Here is a 20916-nt window from a genome sequence, read left to right on the forward strand (position 1 = left end):
TGTTTACCTGTGCTTGCTGGATCAGCCGACCAGACGATTGCCGAGCCACGGCATCTTCGTCAGGCGTTCGGCTTCGTACGCCTTGATCTTGTCGTTGTGGCGCAGCGTCAGGGCGATATCGTCGAAGCCATTCAGCATGCAGTACTTGCGGAACGGAGCGATGTCGAACGGATAGCTGGTGCCGCCCGGCGTGGTCACGACCTGCTTGTCGAGATCGATCGTCAGCTGGTAGCCCGGAAACGCGTTGGTCTCGTTGAACAGGTGGTCCACCTGTTGCTCGGTCAGCGCTACCGGCAGCAGGCCGTTCTTGTAGCAGTTGTTGAAGAAGATATCGGCAAAGCTCGGCGCGATCACGGCGCGGAAGCCGTATTGCGTGAGTGCCCACGGCGCGTGCTCGCGAGAGCTGCCGCAGCCGAAGTTGTTGCGCGCCAGCAGGATCGACGCGCCCTGGTAGCGCGGCTGGTTCAGCACGAAGTCCGGGTTCAGCGGACGGTTGCTGTTGTCCTGGCCCGGTTGACCTACATCCTTGTAGCGCCATTCGTCGAACAGGTTCGGGCCAAAGCCCGTGCGCTTGATCGACTTCAAGAACTGCTTCGGGATGATCGCGTCGGTATCGACGTTCTCACGGTCGAGCGGCGCTGCGAGGCCGCTGTGTACGGTGAACTTATCCATGATGATTTCCTTACTTCCGGGCGGCGTTCTCGAGTGCCTGCCCGGCAGCCTGCGTGTCCTTGCCCAATCCGGCCACCGTATTGCAGCCAGCCAGTTGCAGCATGCCCAGGCATGCCAGCAGCGTGATCACGATCTTTTTCATGTTTTCTCTATTCGAAAAGATGTGTTGAACGATACAACCTGACCCTGCTCCGCGTTGGCCGAAGCCTCAGCCGAGCTTGCGGATGTCGACGAAATGTCCTTCGATGGCAGCGGCGGCGGCCATGGCCGGGCTCACCAGGTGCGTACGGCCACCGGCGCCCTGACGACCTTCGAAGTTGCGGTTCGAGGTGGATGCACAGCGCTCGCCCGGCTCCAGGCGGTCCGCGTTCATCGCCAGGCACATCGAGCAGCCCGGCTCGCGCCATTCAAATCCGGCAGCCTTGAAGACCTTGTCCAGCCCTTCGCGCTCGGCCTGTTCCTTGACCAGCCCGGAACCCGGCACCACCATGGCCAGCTTCACGTTGCCAGCTACCTTGCGGCCCAGCTTCTGCACCACCCACGCGGCGGCGCGCATGTCCTCGATGCGGCTGTTGGTGCAGGAGCCGATGAACACCTTGTCGATGCTGATCGATTCCATCGGCACGTTCGGCTGGAGATTCATGTACTCCAGCGCGCGCTCCATGGCGTTGCGCTTGTTCGAGTCCTTTTCCTTCTCGGGATCGGGCACACGGTCCTGGATGCTCACCACCATCTCGGGTGACGTGCCCCAGGTGACCTGCGGTTGAATCTCCTCGGCGCGCAGCTCCACCACCTTGTCGAAGTGGGCACCGGCATCGGTATGCAGTGTGCGCCAGTAGGCCACGGCCTGCTCCCACTCCACGCCCGTGGGCGCGTACGGACGGTTCTTCACGTATTCGAGCGTGACATCGTCCACAGCTACCAGACCCGCACGCGCGCCGGCCTCGATCGCCATGTTGCAAACCGTCATGCGGCCTTCCATAGTCAGGTCGCGAATGGCCGAGCCGGCAAACTCCATTGTGTAGCCCGTACCGCCAGCGGTGCCGATCTTGCCGATGATGGCCAGCACGATGTCCTTGGCGGTGCAGCCGCGCGGCAGCTTGCCTTCCACCTTGATCAGCATGTTCTTGGCTTTTTTGCCCAGCAGCGTCTGGGTAGCCAGCACGTGCTCCACTTCGGAGGTGCCGATGCCATGCGCCAGCGCGCCGAACGCGCCGTGCGTGCTGGTGTGCGAATCGCCGCAGACCACGGTCATGCCCGGCAGCGTGGCGCCCTGCTCCGGCCCGATCACGTGCACGATGCCCTGGCGGTGATCGTTCATCTTGAACTGGGTGATGCCAAAGGCGTCGCAGTTGGTGTCGAGCGTATCGACCTGCAGCTTCGAGATAGGATCGGCAATACCATGCGTGCGGTCGGTGGTCGGCACGTTGTGGTCCGAGACAGCCAGGTTCGCGCTGATGCGCCATACCGGACGCTCCGCCATCTTCAGTCCCTCGAACGCCTGCGGGCTCGTGACTTCGTGCAGCAGGTGGCGGTCGATGTAGAGCAGCGTGGTGCCGTCTTCCTCGACGTGGACGGTGTGGTCATCCCAGAGTTTGTCGTAAAGCGTCTTGGCCATGATGCGGGGGGCAGAACGTCCGACTCACAGGAGCCAGCCGTGTCCGCGCGTTGGTTTGCAGGGGAGTTTGTTATCCGGATGCCGTCGCGCCGTCTCGGGTCCGGCAGCTATTTTGCTGCTTTTCCGACGGGACCGGTAATTGCTTGACATCGCAAGCGATTATGCCATGTGCGCCAGCCGCCGACGGGCCGGCCAGACCACCCGGGCGGCGGTCATTGGCGAAAGGGGGATTTCGTGGATGGCGAAGGGGGTTACTGATGCCGGGTCTTGCTCCCCTCTCCCGCAGGGCGGGAGAGGGGTCGGGGGAGAGGGCCAGAGGCTCAAACTGCGATCAGTCGGCAAGCAGAACCGCTAGCCCTCTCCCCCAGCCCCTCTCCCAGTGGGAGAGGGGAGTAAAACTCAACCGCCCAGATAGGCCGCCCGAATCCGGTCATTCGCCAGCAGGTTCGCGCCCGTATCGGCCAGCACCACCTTGCCGGTCTCCAGCACATACCCACGATCAGCCACCTGGAGCGCCTTGTTGGCGTTCTGTTCTACGAGGAAAACGGTCACGCCTTCCTCGCGGATGGTGCGGATGATGTCGAAGATCTGCGCGATGATCAGCGGGGCCAGGCCGAGCGTGGGCTCGTCCAGCAGCAGCAGGCGGGGCTTGCTCATCAGCGCGCGGCCGATGGCCAACATCTGTTGTTCGCCGCCGCTCATCGTGCCGGCGCGCTGGCTGGCGCGCTGGTTGAGCCTCGGGAACAGCTTGAACACGTGCTCGATGCCTGCCTCGATCTCCTGGCGGCTGGAGAAGAAACCGCCCATCTTGAGGTTCTCCAGCACGGTCAGGCTCGGGAAGACGCGGCGGCCTTCCGGCGAGATGGCCATGCCCATGCGCATGATCTCGTGCGTGTTCCGCGCCGTGATGTCCTGTCCTTCGAACAGCACGCGGCCGGACGAAGCGCGCGGCGTGCCGCACACGGTCATCATGAGCGTGGTCTTGCCCGCGCCGTTGCTGCCGATCAGCGTGACAATCTCGCCCTGGTTCACTTCGATCGACACGCCCGACAGCGCCTCCACGGCACCATAGTGGGTGTGGACGTTTTCCAGCTTCAGCATCAGTCCTCTCCCAGATAGGCTTTGATCACGCGCGGGTCGTTGCGCACTTCGTCGGGCTTGCCGATCATGATGGGCTTGCCGTGCTCCATCACCAGGATGCGGTCTGACACACCCATTACCAGGCTCATGTCGTGCTCGATCAGCAGCACCGAGATATTGAACTCGCGACGCAGGCTGTCGATCAGTTGCTGCAGTTCGACCTTTTCCTGCGGATTCAGACCCGCCGCGGGTTCGTCGAGCATCAGCAGGCGCGGCTTGGTGATCATGCAGCGCGCGATTTCCAGCCGGCGCTGGTGGCCATACGACAGCGTACCCGCCTCCCGGTTGGCCACGCCGGTCAGTCCCATCCGTTCGAGCCATTCAGCTGCACGACCCAGCGCCTCGCGCTCGGCGCGGCGATAGGCCGGCGTGGCCAGCAGGCCGTGCAGCAGTCCGGCCTTCACCTGCCGATGCTGCGCGACCATCAGGTTCTCCACGACGGTCAGCTGACGGAACAGGCGGATGTTCTGGAACGTGCGGACCAGACCATGGCGCGCCACCACGTGGCTGGGCTGGCGTGCGATCGAATGGCCGTCGAGCATCACCTCGCCAGCCGTAGGCTTGTAGAAGCCGCCCACGCAATTGAACACGGTGGTCTTGCCGGCGCCGTTCGGGCCGATGATGGCAAAGACCTCGTCGCGACGCACATCGAACTCGATGCCGTCGACGGCCAGCAGGCCGCCGAAGCGCATCTGCAGGCCGGATACTTTCAGCATTTCAGCGCTCATCGCGGCAACTCCACGTGGGGACGGCTCGCGGGCAGCAGGCCCTGCGGACGCCACATCATCATCAGCACCATCACCAGGCCGAAAATCAGCATGCGGTACTCGGCAAAATCACGCGCCACTTCGGGCAGGATCGTCAGCAGGATGGCCGCGAGGATCACGCCCAGTTGCGAGCCCATGCCACCCAGCACCACCACGGCCAGGATCAGCGCCGATTCGATGAACGTGAACGACTCCGGATTGACCAGGCCCTGGCGCGCCGCGAAGAATGCACCGGCCAGGCCGGCGAACGAAGCGCCCAGGGTGAACGCCGAGAGCTTGATGCGCGTGGGGTTCAGCCCCAGCGAGCGGCAGGCGATCTCGTCCTCGCGCAGCGCTTCCCACGCACGCCCCATCGGCATGCGGATCAGGCGGCTCGTCACGAACAGCGTGAAACCCACCAGCAGCAGCGCCAGCAGGTACAGGAAGATCACCATGTGCTGGCCGGTGTACGGGATGCCGATCAGGTCGTGGAAGGTCTTTGCACCTTCCACGCTTGCACTGCGCGCCATCTCGATACCGAACACGGTCGGCTTCGGAATGCCCGACACGCCATCCGGACCACCGGTCAGGCTAGTCAGGTTGTTGAGCAGCAGGCGAATGATTTCCCCGAAGCCCAGCGTCACGATGGCGAGGTAGTCACCGCGCAGCCGCAGCACCGGGAAGCCGAGCACGAAGCCGAACAGCGCCGCGAAGCCAGCCGACAGCGGCAGGCATTCCCAGAACGTCAGGCCGAAATACTGGTTCAGCAGTGCGTAGGTATAGCCGCCTACCGCATAGAAACCGACGTAGCCCAGGTCGAGCAGGCCGGCATAGCCGACCACGATATTCAGGCCCAGGCCAAGGATCACGTAGATCAGCGCCAGCGTGGCCACGTCCACGGCGCCACGCGTACCGAAGAACGGGAACACCAGGCCCACGGCCAGCAGCACCCACACCGCCACGCGCTGCTGTTTCGCGCCCATGGCGGGCACCGTCGGCAACTTCACCGCGCTGCGCGCACGCGTCAGCATCGGCTTGAACAACTGGAACAGGAAGACGAGTGCCACGGCGATCCAGACCGGGCGCCAGTGCGGTTCGAGCACGACCTTGTAGCCGTCGAGCTTGAGTTGCAGGCCCAGGACCGGGATCGTCAGGATGGCCGTCATCACGGCGGCCGTCACCGCGTTCTTCAGGTTGGCGCCTGGCTGCGTTTGCGAAATCGATTGCGTCATGGGGCCCCCTTACACCTTTTCCACATCAGGCTTGCCAAGCAGCCCGGTGGGACGGAACAGCAGCACCAAAATCAGCAGGCCGAAGGCCACCACGTCCTTGTACTCGGCCGGCATGTAGCCGGCGGCGAATGTCTCGGCCAGGCCCAGCAGCACGCCACCGAGCATCGCGCCCGGAATGCTGCCGATGCCGCCCAGCACCGCGGCCGTGAATGCCTTGATGCCGGCGATGAAGCCGATGAACGGATTGAGCTTGCCGATGGTCAGTCCGATCAGCACGCCGCCCACGGCGGCCAGCATCGCGCCGAGCACGAACGTGAACGAGATCACGCGATTCGTATCGATGCCAAGCAGGTTGGCCATGCGCATGTCTTCCGCGCAGGCACGGCACGCGCGACCCATGCGCGAATGCCCGATGAACAGCGTCAGCGCAATCATCAGCACCAGCGTCACGCCCACGATCAGCAGGCGCGAGTACGGCACGGTCACCGTGAAGTCACTGCCCATCTGGAATTCGATGGCACCCGAGATCAGCAGCGGCACGGACACATCACGTGCGCCCTGCCCGATCTGGACATAGTTCTGCAGAAAAATCGACATCCCGATGGCGGAGATCAGCGGCACCAGCCGCGGACCGCCACGCAGGGGTCGATAGGCCACGCGCTCCACGGCATAGCCGTAGCAGCCTGTCACGGCCACGGAGACGATCAACGCCGCGCCCAACACGAGCGGCAGGGGATAGCCAGCTTGCGCGCCAATGGCGGTCAGCGTCACGAGACCCACGTAGGCGCCGATCATGTAGATCTCGCCGTGGGCAAAGTTGATCATGCCGATGATGCCGTAGACCATCGTGTAGCCGATGGCGATCAGCGCATAGATCGCACCCAGCGTCAGGCCATTGACCAGCTGCTGGGTGAATTGTGGAAGGAATTCGTTCATGCGGGGGACCTTGTGGATCGGGAAGTCCGATGCGCGATGCCGCTCGCCCTTATGTGGCGCATTATCGACATCGAACCGATACCAAAACGCCCCGCGAGCCGGTTGGCCGCGGGGCGTTTCGCCAGGATGGCGCCGGGTTTAGTTGGCGGCGGTCTTGGTGGCGTCCTTGTGCCACGTGTAGACGACAAACTTGAACGACTTCAGGTCGCCCTTGGCGTCGTACTCGACCTTGCCGATCGGCGTGGTGAACGCGTTCTTGTGCATGTAAGCGGCCACCTTCGTCGGGTCCGTGCTCTTGGCGCCGGCGATAGCGTCGCCGATGATCTTCACGGCCGCGTAGGCAGGCATCTGGAACGGGCCGTTGGCATCACGCTTCTTGTCCGCGAAAGCCTTCACCAGCGCCGCGTTGGCCGGATCGGCCGAGAAGTCGGCCGGCAGCGTCACGAGCATGCCTTCCGAAGCCGGGCCGGCGATGGCCGTCACGTCCTTGTTGCCCACGCCTTCCGGACCCATGAACGTGGCCTTCACGCCCTGCTCGCGCGCCTGGCGCAGCAGCAGGCCCATTTCCGGGTGATAGCCGCCGAAGTAGACGAAGTCCACGCCTTGCGACTTCAGCTTGGTGATCACGGCCGAATAGTCGGAATCGCCAGCGTTGATGCCTTCGAACACGGCTACGGGAATCTTGGCCGCTTCCAGGTCCTTCTTCACCGAGCTGGCAATGCCCTGGCCGTACGACTGCTTGTCGTGCAGCACGGCAACCTTCTTCGGCTTGACCTTGTTGATGATGTACTGGGCAGCCGCCGGACCTTGCTGGTCATCACGGCCAATCGTGCGGAAGATGAAGTTGCGCTTCTTCGTCTCGGTCAGCTGCGGCGCGGTGGCCGACGGCGTAACCATCACGATACCTTCGTTCTCGTAGATGTCCGATGCCGGAATCGTCGAACCCGAGCACACGTGACCAATCACGTAGTGGATGCCCTGGCTGACGACCTTGTTGGCGACGGCCACGGCTTGCTTCGGTTCGCAGGCATCGTCCAGCAGCACAGCTTCGAGCTTGTTGCCATTGGCGCCGCCAGCAGCATTGATCTGCTCGATGGCGGTCAGCGCACCGGCCTTGACCATGTCGCCGTACTGGGCGACGGAGCCGCTCATGGGGCCGGCGATGGCGATCTTGACGGTTTCGGCGTTGGCCGAAGTGAAGGCAGCGAGGCCGGCAGTGGCGAGCACGGCGGCCATGGCAGTGGACGAGAGACGGGAAAACGTCATCAGGAGCTCCTCGATTTATGTATGGGTCATTCCGGGCAGAGTCGGCATGACCGGCGCAATCGAACAGCACCCGCGGGAATATGGCAGACGGCGAACGGCAGACGGCCCAAAGCGGAAGTCGGGCCAGCGGTGACGACGTAAAGCGATGCGGGGCCCGGCATGTGCCGGCGCGCGCGCATTTCCCTCAGGGAAGCGGCGTACGCCGTAAGTTCGGAAAGACAACGTTGATGCGTTCTCTATTGCGCAAGCGCTTCGCCTGCCCCGCTTTTCCGAACCCGACATGCCGGAAGGGTGGCCCGGCTGCCGGTCGGCAAAGCAGCGGGCATTATAGGGCGAAAGTTGCAACCCGACAGAGCGAAGTTATCCATATTTGGCGGAAATCTGACAACTTATGCAGCTTGTTGCAACCGCACATGAGCAGGAAGCGTCGTGGAAAAGCCGTTTCACAACACTAGTGCGTGCAGGGTTGCTCGCAAAAAAAACGCCCCGGTTTCCCAGGGCGTCTTCTCTACAGCGGCACAGCAGACGGATCAGCGCTTGGCCATGTCCGGCACGTCGCGAGCGGCGGAGCCGTTGAACAACTGGCGCGGGCGGCCGATCTTGTATTCCGGATCGGTGATCATCTCTTCCCACTGCGAGATCCAGCCCGGCGTACGCGCCAGGGCGAAGATGCAGGTGAACAGCGAGGTCGGGATGCCCAGTGCGCGCTGCACGATACCCGAGTAGAAGTCCACGTTCGGGTACAGCTTGCGGCTGACGAAGTATTCGTCTTCCAGCGCGATCTTTTCCAGTTCCATGGCGAGCTTGAACAGCGGGTCGTTGTGCAGGCCCAGTTCGTTCAGCACTTCATGGCAGGTTTCGCGCATGAGCTTGGCGCGCGGATCGTAGTTCTTGTACACGCGGTGACCGAAGCCCATCAGGCGCACGCCCGAGTTCTTGTCCTTCACCTGCTTGATGAACTCGTTGATGTGATCGACGCTGCCGATTTCTTCCAGCATCTTCAACGCGGCTTCGTTCGCGCCGCCGTGGGCCGGACCCCACAGGCAGGCCACGCCGGCGGCGATGGCTGCGAACGGGTTCGTGCCCGACGAACCGGCCAGGCGGACGGTCGAGGTCGATGCATTCTGCTCGTGGTCGGCGTGCAGGATGAAGATGCGATCCAGTGCGCGCTCCAGCACCGGGTTCACGGTGTACGGTGCGCACGGCGTACCAAACATCATGCGCATGAAGTTGCCCGAGTAGGACAGGTCGTTCTGCGGGTAGATGTACGGCTGGCCGATGTTGTACTTGTACGCCATGGCGACCAGGGTCGGCATCTTGGCGATCAGGCGAATGGCCGAGATCTCGCGCTGGTGCGGATCGTCGATATCCATGGCGTCGTGGTAGAACGCGCTCATGGCACCCACCAGGCCCGTCAGGACAGCCATCGGGTGGGCGTCGCGGCGGAAACCGCGCATGAAGAATTGCAGTTGCTCGTGAACCATCGTGTGGTTCATCACCGAGCCAACGAATTCTTCCTTCTGCTTGGCGTTGGGCAGTTCACCCTTCAGCAGCAGGTAGCAGGTCTCGAGGTGGTCGCACTTCTGCGCCAGTTGCTCGATCGGGTAACCGCGATACAGCAGTTCACCCTTGTCACCGTCGATGTAGGTGATCTTGGAGTTGCACGAAGCAGTCGACATGAACCCCGGGTCATAGGTGAACTTGCCGGTCTGTCCGTACAGCTTGCGAATGTCGATCACGTCCGGGCCAACGGTACCCTGGTAGATCGGCAGCTCAACGCTGGGGGAACCATCGGAAAACGATAGCGTGGCTTTCACATCGGACGGCGTCATGTCGATTCCTTCAAATACTGTGAATAATGTTGTTGACCAAACTCAGACCGAACGCAGCAGGCTGAGTACCCGTTGCATCGGGGGCGTATCGAGCTCACCGTCCAGTTCCTTGCGGACCAGCAGCAGGTCCATCAAATCGTTGTCGCTGAGCTCGAACAGCTCACCCAGCGAAGCCACGTCTTCATCAGACAGGCTCTCCTCGTAACGATTGAAGAAACGTTCGACGATGATGTCGTTCTCCAGGAGGCCGCGGCGGGCGCGCCAGCGAAGCCGGGCACGCTTGTGCGGATCAGCCTGATGGGAGAATGTGGTGGATTGACTCATGGTCAGCCTTCTTTGAACGGCGGCCACCCGACTGGATACTGCACCGGGCTGACACGTCGCTTACATCAACTGCTAAATCAACTTCGATCAGTTGCAGACTGCCTGATGCGCCGCGTAAGACTCGGACGCATCAGGCAGTTTATACCCGCCGATTAAACAGCGCGGCGAACCATCAATTCCTTGATCTTGCCAATCGCCTTCGTCGGATTGAGACCCTTCGGGCACACGTCGACGCAGTTCATGATGCTGTGGCAGCGGAACAGGCGGTACGGGTCGTTCAGGTTGTCCAGACGCTCGCCGGTAGCCTGGTCGCGGCTGTCGGCGATGAAGCGGTAGGCTTGCAGCAGGCCGGCGGGGCCGACGAACTTGTCCGGATTCCACCAGAACGACGGGCACGACGTGGAGCAGCTTGCGCAAAGAATGCACTCGTACAGGCCGTCCAGCTCGTCACGCTCTTGCGGCGACTGCAGACGCTCCTTCTCGGGCGGCGGCTCGTCGTTGATCAGGAACGGCTTGATCGAGTTGTACTGCTTGAAGAAGTTCGTCATGTCGACGATCAGGTCGCGCACCACCGGCAGGCCGGGCAGCGGACGCAGCACGATGCGGTCCGGCAGCTCGCGCATGTTCGTCAGGCAGGCCAGGCCGTTCTTGCCGTTGATGTTCATCGCGTCCGAGCCGCACACGCCTTCGCGGCACGAACGACGGAACGAGATCGTCTCGTCGAGCTTCTTCAGCTTGACCAGTGCGTCCAGCAGCATGCGCTCGTGACCGTCGAGTTCCACCTCGTAGGTCTGCATGCGGGGTGCGGCGTCCTTGTCCGGATCGTAGCGGTAGACTTCGAAAATACGCTTCATTTCTGTGGGTCCTGTTTTCTCTACGATGCGCCGTTTAGAACGTACGGGCCTTGGGCGGAACCGATTCCACCGTCAGCGGTTGCATCTTCACCGGCTTGTAGTCGAGGCGGTTGCCTTCGCTGTAGAACAGCGAGTGCTTCAGCCAGTTGTCGTCGTCGCGATTCGGGAAGTCGCTGTGCGCGTGCGCACCGCGCGATTCCTTGCGGGCAGCGGCCGAGATCATCGTGGCCTTGGCCACTTCCACCAGGTTGGCCACTTCCAGGGCTTCCACCAGTGCGGTGTTGAAGACCTTGGACTTGTCCTTCAGGTGGATGTTGTCGGCACGCTCTGCCACTTCCAGAATGCGCTCGACGCCTTCGTCCATCAGCTTCTGCGTACGGAACACGCCAGCATGCGACTGCATGTTGCGGCGGATGTCGTTGGCCACGTCCTGGGTGTACTCACCCGAGGTCGTGCCCTGCAGCTTGGCCAGGCGCGCCATGGCGCGGTCGGCGGCGTCTGCCGGCAGCGGCTTGTGTTCCTTCTGCTTCGACGCGTTGGCGACGATGTGGTTGCCGGCGGCACGGCCGAACACCACGAGGTCCAGCAGCGAGTTCGTGCCCAGGCGGTTGGCGCCGTGCACCGACACGCAGGAGCATTCGCCGATGGCGTAGAAACCGTTGACCACTTCGTTCGGGTTGCCGTTCTTCGGCACCACGACCTGACCGTGGAAGTTCGTCGGAATGCCACCCATCTGGTAGTGGATGGTCGGCACGACCGGGATCGGTTCCTTGATGGCGTCCACGTTGGCAAACTTCATGCCGATTTCGCGGATCGACGGCAGGCGCTTCATGATGGTCTCGGCACCGACGTGAGTCAGGTCGAGCAGCACGTAGTCGCCGTTCGGGCCACAACCGCGGCCTTCCTTGATTTCCTGGTCCATCGAGCGCGACACGAAGTCACGCGGCGCCAGATCCTTCAGCGTCGGGGCATAGCGCTCCATGAAGCGCTCGCCATCCTTGTTACGCAGGATGCCGCCTTCGCCGCGCACGCCTTCCGTGATCAGCACGCCCGCGCCGGCCACGCCGGTCGGGTGGAACTGCCAGAACTCCATGTCTTCCAGCGGCACGCCTGCGCGCGCTGCCATGCCCAGGCCGTCACCGGTGTTGATGAAGGCGTTGGTGGACGCGGCATAGATACGGCCGGCACCGCCCGTGGCGAACAGCGTGGTCTTGGCTTCGAGGATATAGACTTCCCCGGTTTCCATTTCCAGTGCGGTCACGCCCAGCACGTCGCCTTCTTCGTCGCGGATCAGGTCCAGCGCCATCCACTCCACGAAGAAGTGGGTCTTGGCGCGGACGTTGCGCTGGTACAGCGTGTGCAGCAGTGCGTGGCCGGTACGGTCAGCCGCAGCGCAGGCACGCTGCACGGGCTTTTCACCGTAGTTGGCGGTGTGACCACCGAACGGGCGCTGGTAGATCGTGCCGTCGGCGTTGCGGTCGAACGGCATGCCGAAGTGTTCGAGCTCGTACACGACCTTCGGGGCTTCACGGCACATGAATTCGATGGCGTCCTGGTCACCCAGCCAATCGGAACCCTTGATGGTGTCGTAGAAGTGATAGTGCCAGTTGTCCTCGCTCATGTTGCCGAGCGAGGCACCGATACCGCCCTGCGCCGCAACGGTGTGCGAGCGGGTCGGGAAAACCTTCGACAGCACGGCCACGTTCAGGCCGGCTTCCGCGAGCTGGAGGGATGCGCGCATCCCGGCGCCGCCCGCCCCGACGATGACCACGTCAAATTTGCGACGCGGCAATCCAGTCTTGACTGCGACCATTTATTACACCCTCCAGAGAATCTGAGCAGCGTAGCCCGCACAACCAACGAGCCACAGAATCGTAAGAACTTGCAGCACGAGGCGCACGGCCATCGGCTTCACGTAGTCCATCCAGATGTCGCGAATGCCGATCCACGCGTGGAACAGCAGGGACAGAACCGTCAGGAACGTCAGGAGCTTCATCCATTGGTTGGCGAAGAGACCCGACCAGCCTTCGTACGAAGGATTGCCGAAGGCGAGATACACCCCGGCGAGCACCACGGTGAACACCACCATGATGACTGCGGTAACGCGTTGCGCGAGCCAGTCCTTGAGACCGTAGTGCGCACCGACGACAAGACGCTTGGGACCGATATTATTGTTTGCCACCTTCACTCTCCTCAGAACAGGCCAAACAGCTTGAGCCCGAACACCACGGTGAGCAGCAGGCTTACGACCAGCACGATCTTGGCCGAGGTGGCGGAGGCGGGCTTGGTCACGCCGACGTGCACGTCGAGCAGCAGGAAACGGATACCGGCGCAGAAGTGATGCAGATAGCCCCAGATCAGGGCCAGGATCACCAGCTTGACGAAGCCGTTGGACAGCAGGGCCGAGAACTTCGCGTAGCTCAGTTCGGAGGTGACGCTCTGCTCGAAGAGATACAGAACGAACGGAAGGAGGAGGAACATCAAGGCACCGCTGACGCGATGCAGGATGGATACCTTGCCGGCCCAGGGCAACCGGTAGCGCGAGATTTGCGCGATACCGATATTCCGGAACTCCGGCCTGGCTTGTTTGGCGGCTTCAGCCATGCGAGACCCCATTTGCTGTGAAAAGAAAACTGCAAAAGAACGACACTGCCATTACTCCCCATTGCATCGGCTTGCCACAGCGGTTACCGTGGATGCACCGGATTGCGTCTAACCCTGCATCGAACGTGTGGGGGCGCTGGATGCAAATGAATGCAGGAGCAAATCGGCGTGATTTTAGCGCCTTTGTTGCGCAGCGCACCAATAATTTTCGACTATCACGCACCAACGCGGCGTGCGCGACAATCGCACGCGACAATGCGCGCACCACTCCGGACGCGATATATCGGACGATTCCTGCCACGCGCGACAATGCTGGCGGACGGCCCCATGCGCATGCCGCAATAATCGGCTTCCAGGACAGTCCTTCCATCGCCATCGCGCATCAGCTCAAGTCGTTTTGATAATAGTGCCGGGTCGTGACATAAAGACCACGACGGACTTCCACCGGGCGGTCGCCATATGTAAATGAGACCCGCTCCACCGACAACAGCGGCGTACCGGGCTCCACGGAAAGCAACTCCGCCGCCGTGTTATCGGCAGCAACTGCGCGAATCTTTTCTGTTGCGCGGATCATCCGGGTGCCGAACTCGGCTTCGAAGAGCGCGTACATCGGGCCCTTCCACTCGTTGAGCTTCTCGGCCGTCAGGCCCTTGAAGTTGGCGCCAAGCAGCCAGATTTCGTCCAGCACCGTGGCTTCGTTCGAGAAATTCAGCACGCGACGGATCTGCACCACGCTGTCACCGGTGCGGATATCGAGCAGTCGCGCGATCTCGGCCGGTGCGCGCAGGCGCTTGCATTCGAGCACGCGGCTGGCGCCGTAATGGGGTTCGCCCTCGTCGGGCACCAGCCGCAGGAAGCGGAACTTGACCACGTCCTCATGGTGGGTGGTCACAAAGGTGCCTTTGCCCTGGCGCCGCGCCACAAGATTGTCGGCAGCCAGTTCGTCGATGGCCTTGCGCACCGTACCCTGGCTAACCTTGTAGCGGGCGGCCAGGTCCATTTCGCTCGGAATCATCTCACCCGGCTTCCATTCGCCCGTCTGCAGGCTCTGCATGATCAAAGCCTTGATCTGCTGGTACAGCGGACTGAACGTGGGGGATGGGACGGAGGCAGGCGCGGCGGCGGGCGTTGCAGGCGCCGGACTGGCGCCCTGCGGCGTAGCGGACGGCTGCGTCCCGGCGCTCCGGGGGGCGACCGATTCCGGCGAACCGTTGGCAGCCGTGGCGGACGGGGACGTAGGCAGGGATGACATAGCCCGGATTCAACCACAAATTCCGGAATCGCGTCCAGCACGCTATGAAATGTCTTATGTCTTATATAAGACATATGAATTGACATCAATCGGGGCGCACCCTAAACTCGCGCAGTCCGTGCCGCCGCCCTCGCCCAGGCTCCCGCATGGGGCTGTCCCGCCCCAAGGCCCGAGCACTTAGCGGATGCGGCGCACCACATAGCAGTAGTAGACTTACGCCTTGTCGCCCTCGACGCATGCCCATGGCCCGCGCGCTCCTCGTTGCGGCCCCCGGGCCTTGTATTGCGGGCTGCCGGCGGATGCCCGCCTGCCCCGTGGCGACACGAGACCAGCACCCGGTGACGCGCCGGCCTGCTCCAACCCCTGGACGGCCAGCCGCCATCGAACGGTTACCCCCTCTTTTCGTTTGGAGACTTACTCATGGCTAAAGCCCCAATGCGCGTCGCAGTCACCGGCGCCGCTGGCCAGATCGGCTATTCCCTGCTGTTCCGCATCGCCAACGGCGACATGCTCGGCAAAGACCAGCCGGTCATCCTCCAACTGCTCGACCTCCCGCAAGCCCAGACCGCCGTCAAGGGCGTGGTGATGGAACTGGAAGACTGCGCGTTCCCGCTGCTGGCTGGCGTGGTCATCACCGACGACCCCAAGGTTGCCTTCAAGGACGCCGACGTTGCCCTGCTGGTGGGTGCCCGTCCGCGTAGCAAGGGCATGGAACGCAAGGACCTGCTCGAAGCCAACGCCCAGATCTTCACGGTGCAGGGCAAGGCCCTGGACGAAGTGGCAAGCCGCGACGTCAAGGTACTGGTCGTGGGCAACCCGGCCAACACCAACGCCTACATCGCCATGAAGTCCGCGCCGAGCCTGAAGCGCGAGAACTTCACGGCCATGCTGCGCCTGGACCACAACCGTGCGCTGTCGCAGATCGCCGCCAAGACCGGCAAGCCGGTGTCGTCGGTCGAGAAGCTGTTCGTCTGGGGCAATCACAGCCCGACGATGTACGCCGACTACCGCTACGCCACCGTCGACGGCAAGAGCGTCAAGGACCTGATCAACGACCAGGTCTGGAACAACGACGTGTTCCTGCCGACCGTCGGCAAGCGCGGCGCCGCCATCATCGAGGCACGTGGCCTGTCGTCGGCCGCTTCGGCTGCCAACGCCGCCATCGACCACGTGCGTGACTGGGTCCTGGGCTCGAACGGCAAGGTCGTCACGATGGGCATCCCGTCGAACGGCGAATACGGCATTCCGAAGGACGTCATGTTCGGCTACCCGGTGACTACGGCCAACGGCAAGTACGAAATCGTGCAAGGTCTCGAGATCGACGCCTACAGCCAGGAAAAGATCAACATCACGCTGAAGGAACTGGAAGAAGAGCGTGCCGGCGTGCAACACCTGCTGGGCTGATCTCTAGTACCAGGAGCTACCCACTCATGAAACCGGGGTCCGCATCGATTGCAGAATCGGCGCGGACCCCGGTTTTTCTTTGGGCGCTCGCCTTGTCTTCTCATTAACCCCCTGCTTCATACGTCTTACGCAAACCAACGTGCATCCATCCGAGGTCCTGTTCCAGGGAGAAGCCATTCCCGTCCAGCTGCCGGTCTGCGACCACTACGCGGGCAGCGAGAAGCTCATGCGCAAATCGCTGGCCCTGCAGCAGTCGCTCGGGCCCGTGTTCGACATCACCTTCGATTGCGAGGACGGCGCCGCCGTTGGCCTTGAGCGTCAACACGCGGAGCTCTGCGCGCAACTGGTCAACAGCGCGGATAACGCCCACAACCGCGTTGGCGTGCGCATTCACGACCCCGCGCATCCGAGCTGGCGCGACGACGTGGACGTGCTGGTCTCCACCGCCGGGGCACGGCTGGCCTATGTGGTGCTGCCGAAAGTCACCGATGTAGTCGAGGTCGCCCGCATGACCGACCATGTGAACCACGTGGCGCGGGCCGCCGGCATTGCGCGGCACATTCCTGTTCACGTGCTGATCGAAACACATTCGGCACTTGAGCAGGTCTTCGAAATTGCCTCGCTGGTGCAGGTGGAATGCCTCAGCTTCGGGCTGATGGATTTTGTGTCGGCCCACCACGGCGCCATTCCGGCCGACGCGATGCGCTCGCCCGGCCAGTTCGAGCATCCACTCGTCCGGCGCGCGATGCTGGAGATTTCGGCGGCCTGCCATCGTCATGGCAAGGTGCCGTCGCACAATGTCAGTACTGATGTGCAGCACCCGGACCAGGCCGGTCACGACGCCAGTCGCGCACGCGCGGAGTTCGGCTACCTGCGCAAGTGGAGCATCCATCCGGGCCAGATCGAGCCCATCGTGGCGGCCTTTCGGCCCAGCGATACCGAAATCGGCACGGCAACGCAGATCCTGCTGGCGGCGCATGAGAACAACTGGGCGCCGATCCGCCACGACGGCCAGCTGCACGACCGGGCCAGCTATCGCTACTACTGGTCGCTGCTGCAGCGTGCACATGCCACCGGCACGGCGATTCCGGCCCCTGCTACCGATCTTTTCTTTGACTAGCCGCAATCAAGCGAAAACTGCTCATTTTTCTCGCCAAGTGGCCGATGGCAAACCGGTTGCGCCTGATTATGTAACGAATATCGGACTGACTTCGCCGCTTTGGACAAATCGTAGAGAATAGCGGCGGAAAGTTGCCGGAGCGCCATGTCATGGCAAGCGCCCCGGACTGTTCGACACAACGAAGCCCCCACCTTTTTGACTATCCACGTAATCCGGAAGGAATCACAAATGAACAAACTCGTGCTGGCGGCCTGCATTGGCGCTTTGACCCTGACCTCCGCTGGCGCTGCGCTGGCCCAGGAACCCGCCAAGAAGCCGGCTGCCACCAAGAAGGCGCCCGCCAAGAAGAGCTCCAAGTCCACCAAGGCTGCCGCCGCCGCGCCGGCCGTCGTGCCTTCGGGCGAAAAGTGGCAGTGCGAACTGGGCAATGTCATCTACATCAACGGCAACATGCTGCGCGATGAGGTGCTGACCGTGCACTGGTCGGGCAAGGACTACCGTCTGCCGCGCCAGTCCACCGTGACCGGCGCTGACCGCTACTACGATGCGCAATCGGGCCTGGACCTGGTCGTGATCCCGAGCAAGGCCATGCTGTTCAACAAGAACCTGGGCCAGCGCCTGGCCGACGAATGCCAGAGCGCCGACATGCTCGCAGGCGGCTCTGCCCCGACCCAGGCCGGCGCACTGCGCGCCCCGGTGTCCACGCCACTGCTGATGGCGCCCGCCGCCCAACCGGCCCCTGCCGAGCCGGCCCCTGCTGCACAAGCCGCGCCGAAGCAGTAAAGTCTCATCTTGCCCGCGTGCGTCGATATTTGGCGCACGGGGTAATTCGATGCTGGCCGTCAGAAGATCGCCAGCATCGAATTGCCTTGCACGATTGCCCTCACACACGGCAGTCATCACGTTGCTGTACGGTGCGCGTTTCAGGTCGGTCTGGCGCGCCGCGAGGTTTGCGGCGGAACCCTATCGCGTACCGGGGTCTGAAGAATAAGAGCATCTCCCGCGTCATCCCTCGATTGGAGTCAGGTAATGCCCCACAATCTCAATAACACTCTCAAAGAATTCAAGCTCGCCACGGGCGGCTCCGGCCAGTACTACTCGCTGCCACAGCTCGGAAAGGCCCTGGGCATCAAGATCGAGCGCCTGCCTGTATCGATTCGTCTGGTCCTGGAGTCGGTGCTGCGCAATTGCGACGGCAAGAAAGTCACCGAGGAACATATCCGCCAGCTTGCCAGCTGGAAGCCCAATGCCGAGCGCGTCGACGAGATTCCGTTTGTCGTGGCACGCGTGGTGCTGCAGGACTTCACCGGCGTGCCGCTGCTGGCCGACCTGGCCGCCATGCGCAACGTGGCCGAGAAGATGGGCAAGAACCCCAAGAAGATCGAGCCGCTCGTGCCGGTGGATCTCGTGGTGGACCACTCGGTGCAGATCGACCATTTCCGCGAGAAGAAGGCGCTCGACCTGAACATGCAGCTGGAATTCCAGCGCAACAACGAGCGCTACCAGTTCATGAAGTGGGGCATGCAGGCGTTCGACACGTTCGGCGTGGTGCAGCCGGGCTTCGGCATCGTTCACCAGGTGAACCTCGAATATCTGGCGCGTGGCGTGCATAACCGGGATGGCGTCTACTATCCGGACACGCTCGTCGGCACCGATTCGCACACCACGATGATCAACGGTATCGGTGTGGTGGGCTGGGGTGTAGGCGGCATCGAGGCAGAAGCCGGCATGCTGGGCCAACCGGTCTATTTCCTGACGCCCGATGTGGTGGGTGTGGAACTGAAGGGCCGCCTGCGCGAGGGCGTGACCGCCACCGACCTCGTGCTGACAATCACCGAGATGCTGCGCCGCGAGAAGGTCGTGGGCAAGTTCGTCGAGTTCTTCGGCGAAGGCACGGCCAGCCTGACCACGCCGGACCGCGCCACCATCGGCAACATGGCACCGGAATACGGCGCGACGATGGGCTTCTTCCCGGTGGACGAGAAGACCATCGACTACTTCCGCGGCACGGGTCGTACCGACGAGGAAATCGCTGCATTCGAAGGTTACTTCCGCGCGCAGCAGATGTTTGGCGTGCCGAGGGCAGGCGACATCGACTACTCCACGACGCTGACGCTGGACCTGGGCACCGTGGCGCCGTCTCTGGCGGGTCCGAAGCGTCCGCAGGACCGTATCGAGATCGGACACGTGAAGAGCACGTTTGCGTCGCTGTTCAGCAAGCCGGTGGCCGAGAACGGCTTCAACAAGGACCCGGCCGATCTGAACAAGGAATACGTCAACGCCGACGGCGTGAAGGTGCATAACGGCGACATCCTGATCGCCGCCATCACGTCGTGCACGAACACATCGAACCCGAGCGTGCTGCTGGCCGCCGGCCTGCTGGCGAAGAAGGCCGTGGAAGCCGGCCTGAACGTGGCGCCGCATATCAAGACGTCGCTGGCCCCGGGCAGCCGCGTGGTGACCGAGTACCTGACGGCCACGGGCCTGCTGCCCTACCTTGAGAAGCTCGGCTTCGGCGTGACCGCCTATGGCTGCACGACGTGCATCGGCAATGCCGGTGACCTGACGCCGGCGCTGAACGAATCCATCGTCGACAACGACATCGTGGCTGCCGCCGTGCTCTCGGGCAATCGCAACTTCGAGGCCCGCATCCACCCGAACATTCGCGCCAACTTCCTGGCTTCGCCGCCGCTGGTCGTGGCCTACGCCATCGCCGGCAATGTCACGCGCGACCTGATGACCGAACCGGTTGGCAAGGGCCGTGGCGGCAAGGACATCTGGCTCGGCGACATCTGGCCGACTTCCGAAGAAATCCAGGCACTGCTCAAGTTCGCGCTCGACGCGCAGGTGTTCAAGGGCAACTACGAACAGGTCAAGAAACCGAGCAAGCTGTGGGCGAATATCAAGGGGACGAAGGGCCAGGTCTACGATTGGCCGACCTCGACCTACATCGCCGAGCCGCCGTTCTTCCAGGACTTCACGATCGAGCCCAGCAACGAGGCCGTGACGGTACGTGGCGCGCGTGCACTTGGCGTGTTTGGCGATTCGGTCACGACCGACCACATCTCGCCGGCCGGTTCGATCAAGGACACCTCGCCCGCAGGCAAATACCTGCTGGATCATGGCGTGCTCAAGGCTGACTTCAACAGCTATGGTTCGCGCCGCGGCAACCACGAGGTCATGATGCGCGGCACGTTTGCCAACGTGCGGATCAAGAACCTGATGATCCCGCCGAAGGCCGATGGCTCGCGCGTGGAAGGCGGCATCACGCTGCACCAGCCCACGGGCGATCAGATGTCGATCTACGATGCCGCGATGAAGTACGTGGCCGAAGGCACGGCGACTGTGGTGTTCGGCGGCGAGGAGTACGGCACGGGTTCGTCGCGTGACTGGGCAGCCAAGGGCACGCAACTGCTCGGCGTGAAGGCCGTGATCGCGCGCAGCTTCGAACGTATTCACCGCTCGAACCTCGTGGGCATGGGCGTGTTGCCGCTGCAGTTCAAGGGCAGCGACAGCGTGCAGTCGCTTGGCATCATCGGCAACGAAACCTTCGACGTGGAAGGTATCGAGGGCGAACTGAAGCCCCAGCAGGACGTGGTGCTCGTGATCCACCGCAGCAATGGCGACACGCAGCGCGTGCCGGTGCTGCTGCGCATCGATACGCCGATCGAGGTCGACTACTACAACCATGGCGGGATTCTGCCGTTTGTGCTGCGGCAGTTGCTGGTGGCTTGATGTTTGGTTGTTCTCCCCTCTCCCGCGTGCGGGAGAGGGGAGCAAACCCGCAGCACCCTCACAAAACCCTTCCGGGTAATCCCCACCCTCCCCCGTAAGTTCTGCGCAAGCCTGCCCTGCCAGACTCGTCTCCACGCTTTGCAGCGTTACCTATACCTACAGAATCACAGTTTGGAGACAA

At 62.7% G+C, this 20916-nt stretch carries 20 protein-coding genes; 5 read left to right on the top strand and 15 right to left on the bottom strand.

Annotated features, from left to right (window positions below; translation table 11 throughout):
- Positions 1-21: 21 nt before the first annotated feature.
- The 14 genes from leuD to sdhC all read right to left on the bottom strand — a co-directional run bounded on the left by leuD (position 22) and on the right by sdhC (position 13224).
- Positions 22-672: a 3-isopropylmalate dehydratase small subunit gene (gene leuD / locus FFS21_RS01360; RefSeq protein ID WP_137923138.1), complete on the bottom strand. Its 651-nt coding sequence runs from the start codon at positions 670-672 to the stop codon at positions 22-24.
- 10 nt (positions 673-682) lie between these two features.
- Positions 683-814: an entericidin A/B family lipoprotein gene (locus FFS21_RS01365; RefSeq protein ID WP_130389614.1), complete on the bottom strand. Its 132-nt coding sequence runs from the start codon at positions 812-814 to the stop codon at positions 683-685.
- 66 nt (positions 815-880) lie between these two features.
- Positions 881-2290 (bottom strand): 3-isopropylmalate dehydratase large subunit, encoded by a 1410-nt coding sequence (leuC, locus tag FFS21_RS01370; protein WP_137923139.1) that lies wholly within the window; start codon positions 2288-2290, stop codon positions 881-883.
- A 399-nt stretch (positions 2291-2689) separates the two neighbouring features.
- On the bottom strand, positions 2690-3391 hold the full coding sequence (locus tag FFS21_RS01375) for an ABC transporter ATP-binding protein (protein ID WP_137923140.1): 702 nt from the start codon (positions 3389-3391) through the stop codon (positions 2690-2692).
- Entirely contained in the window at positions 3391-4158 is a 768-nt protein-coding gene (gene livG, locus FFS21_RS01380) for a high-affinity branched-chain amino acid ABC transporter ATP-binding protein LivG (protein ID WP_137923141.1), read from the bottom strand. The genes FFS21_RS01375 and livG overlap by 1 nt, the downstream gene beginning before the upstream one ends.
- Entirely contained in the window at positions 4155-5408 is a 1254-nt protein-coding gene (locus tag FFS21_RS01385; protein WP_137923142.1) for a high-affinity branched-chain amino acid ABC transporter permease LivM, read from the bottom strand. The genes livG and FFS21_RS01385 overlap by 4 nt, the downstream gene beginning before the upstream one ends.
- A 9-nt stretch (positions 5409-5417) precedes the next feature.
- Positions 5418-6344, bottom strand: a complete 927-nt coding sequence (livH, locus tag FFS21_RS01390; protein WP_137923143.1) for a high-affinity branched-chain amino acid ABC transporter permease LivH — start codon at positions 6342-6344, stop codon at positions 5418-5420.
- Positions 6345-6482: 138 nt separating this feature from the next.
- Positions 6483-7610 (bottom strand): branched-chain amino acid ABC transporter substrate-binding protein, encoded by a 1128-nt coding sequence (locus tag FFS21_RS01395; RefSeq protein ID WP_137923144.1) that lies wholly within the window; start codon positions 7608-7610, stop codon positions 6483-6485.
- Between the two features lie 530 nt (positions 7611-8140).
- Positions 8141-9442, bottom strand: coding sequence for a citrate synthase (gene gltA, locus FFS21_RS01400; RefSeq protein ID WP_137923145.1), 1302 nt, complete (start codon positions 9440-9442; stop codon positions 8141-8143).
- 42 nt (positions 9443-9484) lie between these two features.
- Positions 9485-9766, bottom strand: a complete 282-nt coding sequence (locus FFS21_RS01405) for an FAD assembly factor SdhE (RefSeq protein WP_137923146.1) — start codon at positions 9764-9766, stop codon at positions 9485-9487.
- Between the two features lie 152 nt (positions 9767-9918).
- Positions 9919-10620, bottom strand: coding sequence for a succinate dehydrogenase iron-sulfur subunit (locus FFS21_RS01410; protein ID WP_137923147.1), 702 nt, complete (start codon positions 10618-10620; stop codon positions 9919-9921).
- 34 nt (positions 10621-10654) lie between these two features.
- Positions 10655-12433, bottom strand: coding sequence for a succinate dehydrogenase flavoprotein subunit (gene sdhA, locus FFS21_RS01415; protein ID WP_137923148.1), 1779 nt, complete (start codon positions 12431-12433; stop codon positions 10655-10657).
- 3 nt (positions 12434-12436) lie between these two features.
- A complete protein-coding gene (gene sdhD / locus FFS21_RS01420; RefSeq protein WP_124683765.1) occupies positions 12437-12802 on the bottom strand; it encodes a succinate dehydrogenase, hydrophobic membrane anchor protein in 366 nt (121 codons plus the stop codon).
- 11 nt (positions 12803-12813) lie between these two features.
- Positions 12814-13224: a succinate dehydrogenase, cytochrome b556 subunit gene (gene sdhC, locus FFS21_RS01425; protein WP_137923149.1), complete on the bottom strand. Its 411-nt coding sequence runs from the start codon at positions 13222-13224 to the stop codon at positions 12814-12816.
- 17 nt (positions 13225-13241) lie between these two features.
- Here sdhC and FFS21_RS01430 point away from each other — a divergent pair, with 17 nt between their 5' ends.
- Positions 13242-13625: a hypothetical protein gene (locus FFS21_RS01430; RefSeq protein ID WP_137923150.1), complete on the top strand. Its 384-nt coding sequence runs from the start codon at positions 13242-13244 to the stop codon at positions 13623-13625.
- Here the strand turns inward: FFS21_RS01430 and FFS21_RS01435 are convergent.
- Entirely contained in the window at positions 13607-14476 is an 870-nt protein-coding gene (locus tag FFS21_RS01435) for a GntR family transcriptional regulator (RefSeq protein WP_137923151.1), read from the bottom strand. The genes FFS21_RS01430 and FFS21_RS01435 overlap by 19 nt on opposite strands.
- A gap of 420 nt (positions 14477-14896) precedes the next feature.
- Between FFS21_RS01435 and FFS21_RS01440 the strand changes: the two genes are divergently transcribed.
- The 4 genes from FFS21_RS01440 to acnA all read left to right on the top strand — a co-directional run bounded on the left by FFS21_RS01440 (position 14897) and on the right by acnA (position 20735).
- Positions 14897-15880 carry a malate dehydrogenase gene (locus tag FFS21_RS01440; RefSeq protein ID WP_137923152.1) on the top strand — a complete coding sequence of 328 codons (984 nt, stop codon included), beginning with the start codon at positions 14897-14899 and terminating at the stop codon, positions 15878-15880.
- Between the two features lie 139 nt (positions 15881-16019).
- Positions 16020-17000, top strand: a complete 981-nt coding sequence (locus FFS21_RS01445) for an HpcH/HpaI aldolase/citrate lyase family protein (protein WP_137923153.1) — start codon at positions 16020-16022, stop codon at positions 16998-17000.
- A gap of 228 nt (positions 17001-17228) precedes the next feature.
- On the top strand, positions 17229-17783 hold the full coding sequence (locus FFS21_RS01450; protein WP_137923154.1) for a hypothetical protein: 555 nt from the start codon (positions 17229-17231) through the stop codon (positions 17781-17783).
- 246 nt (positions 17784-18029) lie between these two features.
- Positions 18030-20735, top strand: coding sequence for an aconitate hydratase AcnA (gene acnA, locus FFS21_RS01455; protein ID WP_137923155.1), 2706 nt, complete (start codon positions 18030-18032; stop codon positions 20733-20735).
- Positions 20736-20916 lie beyond the last annotated feature (181 nt).

The sequence above is a fragment of the Cupriavidus sp. 2SB genome (genome assembly GCF_005503625.1).
In the GTDB taxonomy this organism is placed as follows: Bacteria; Pseudomonadota; Gammaproteobacteria; order Burkholderiales; family Burkholderiaceae; genus Cupriavidus.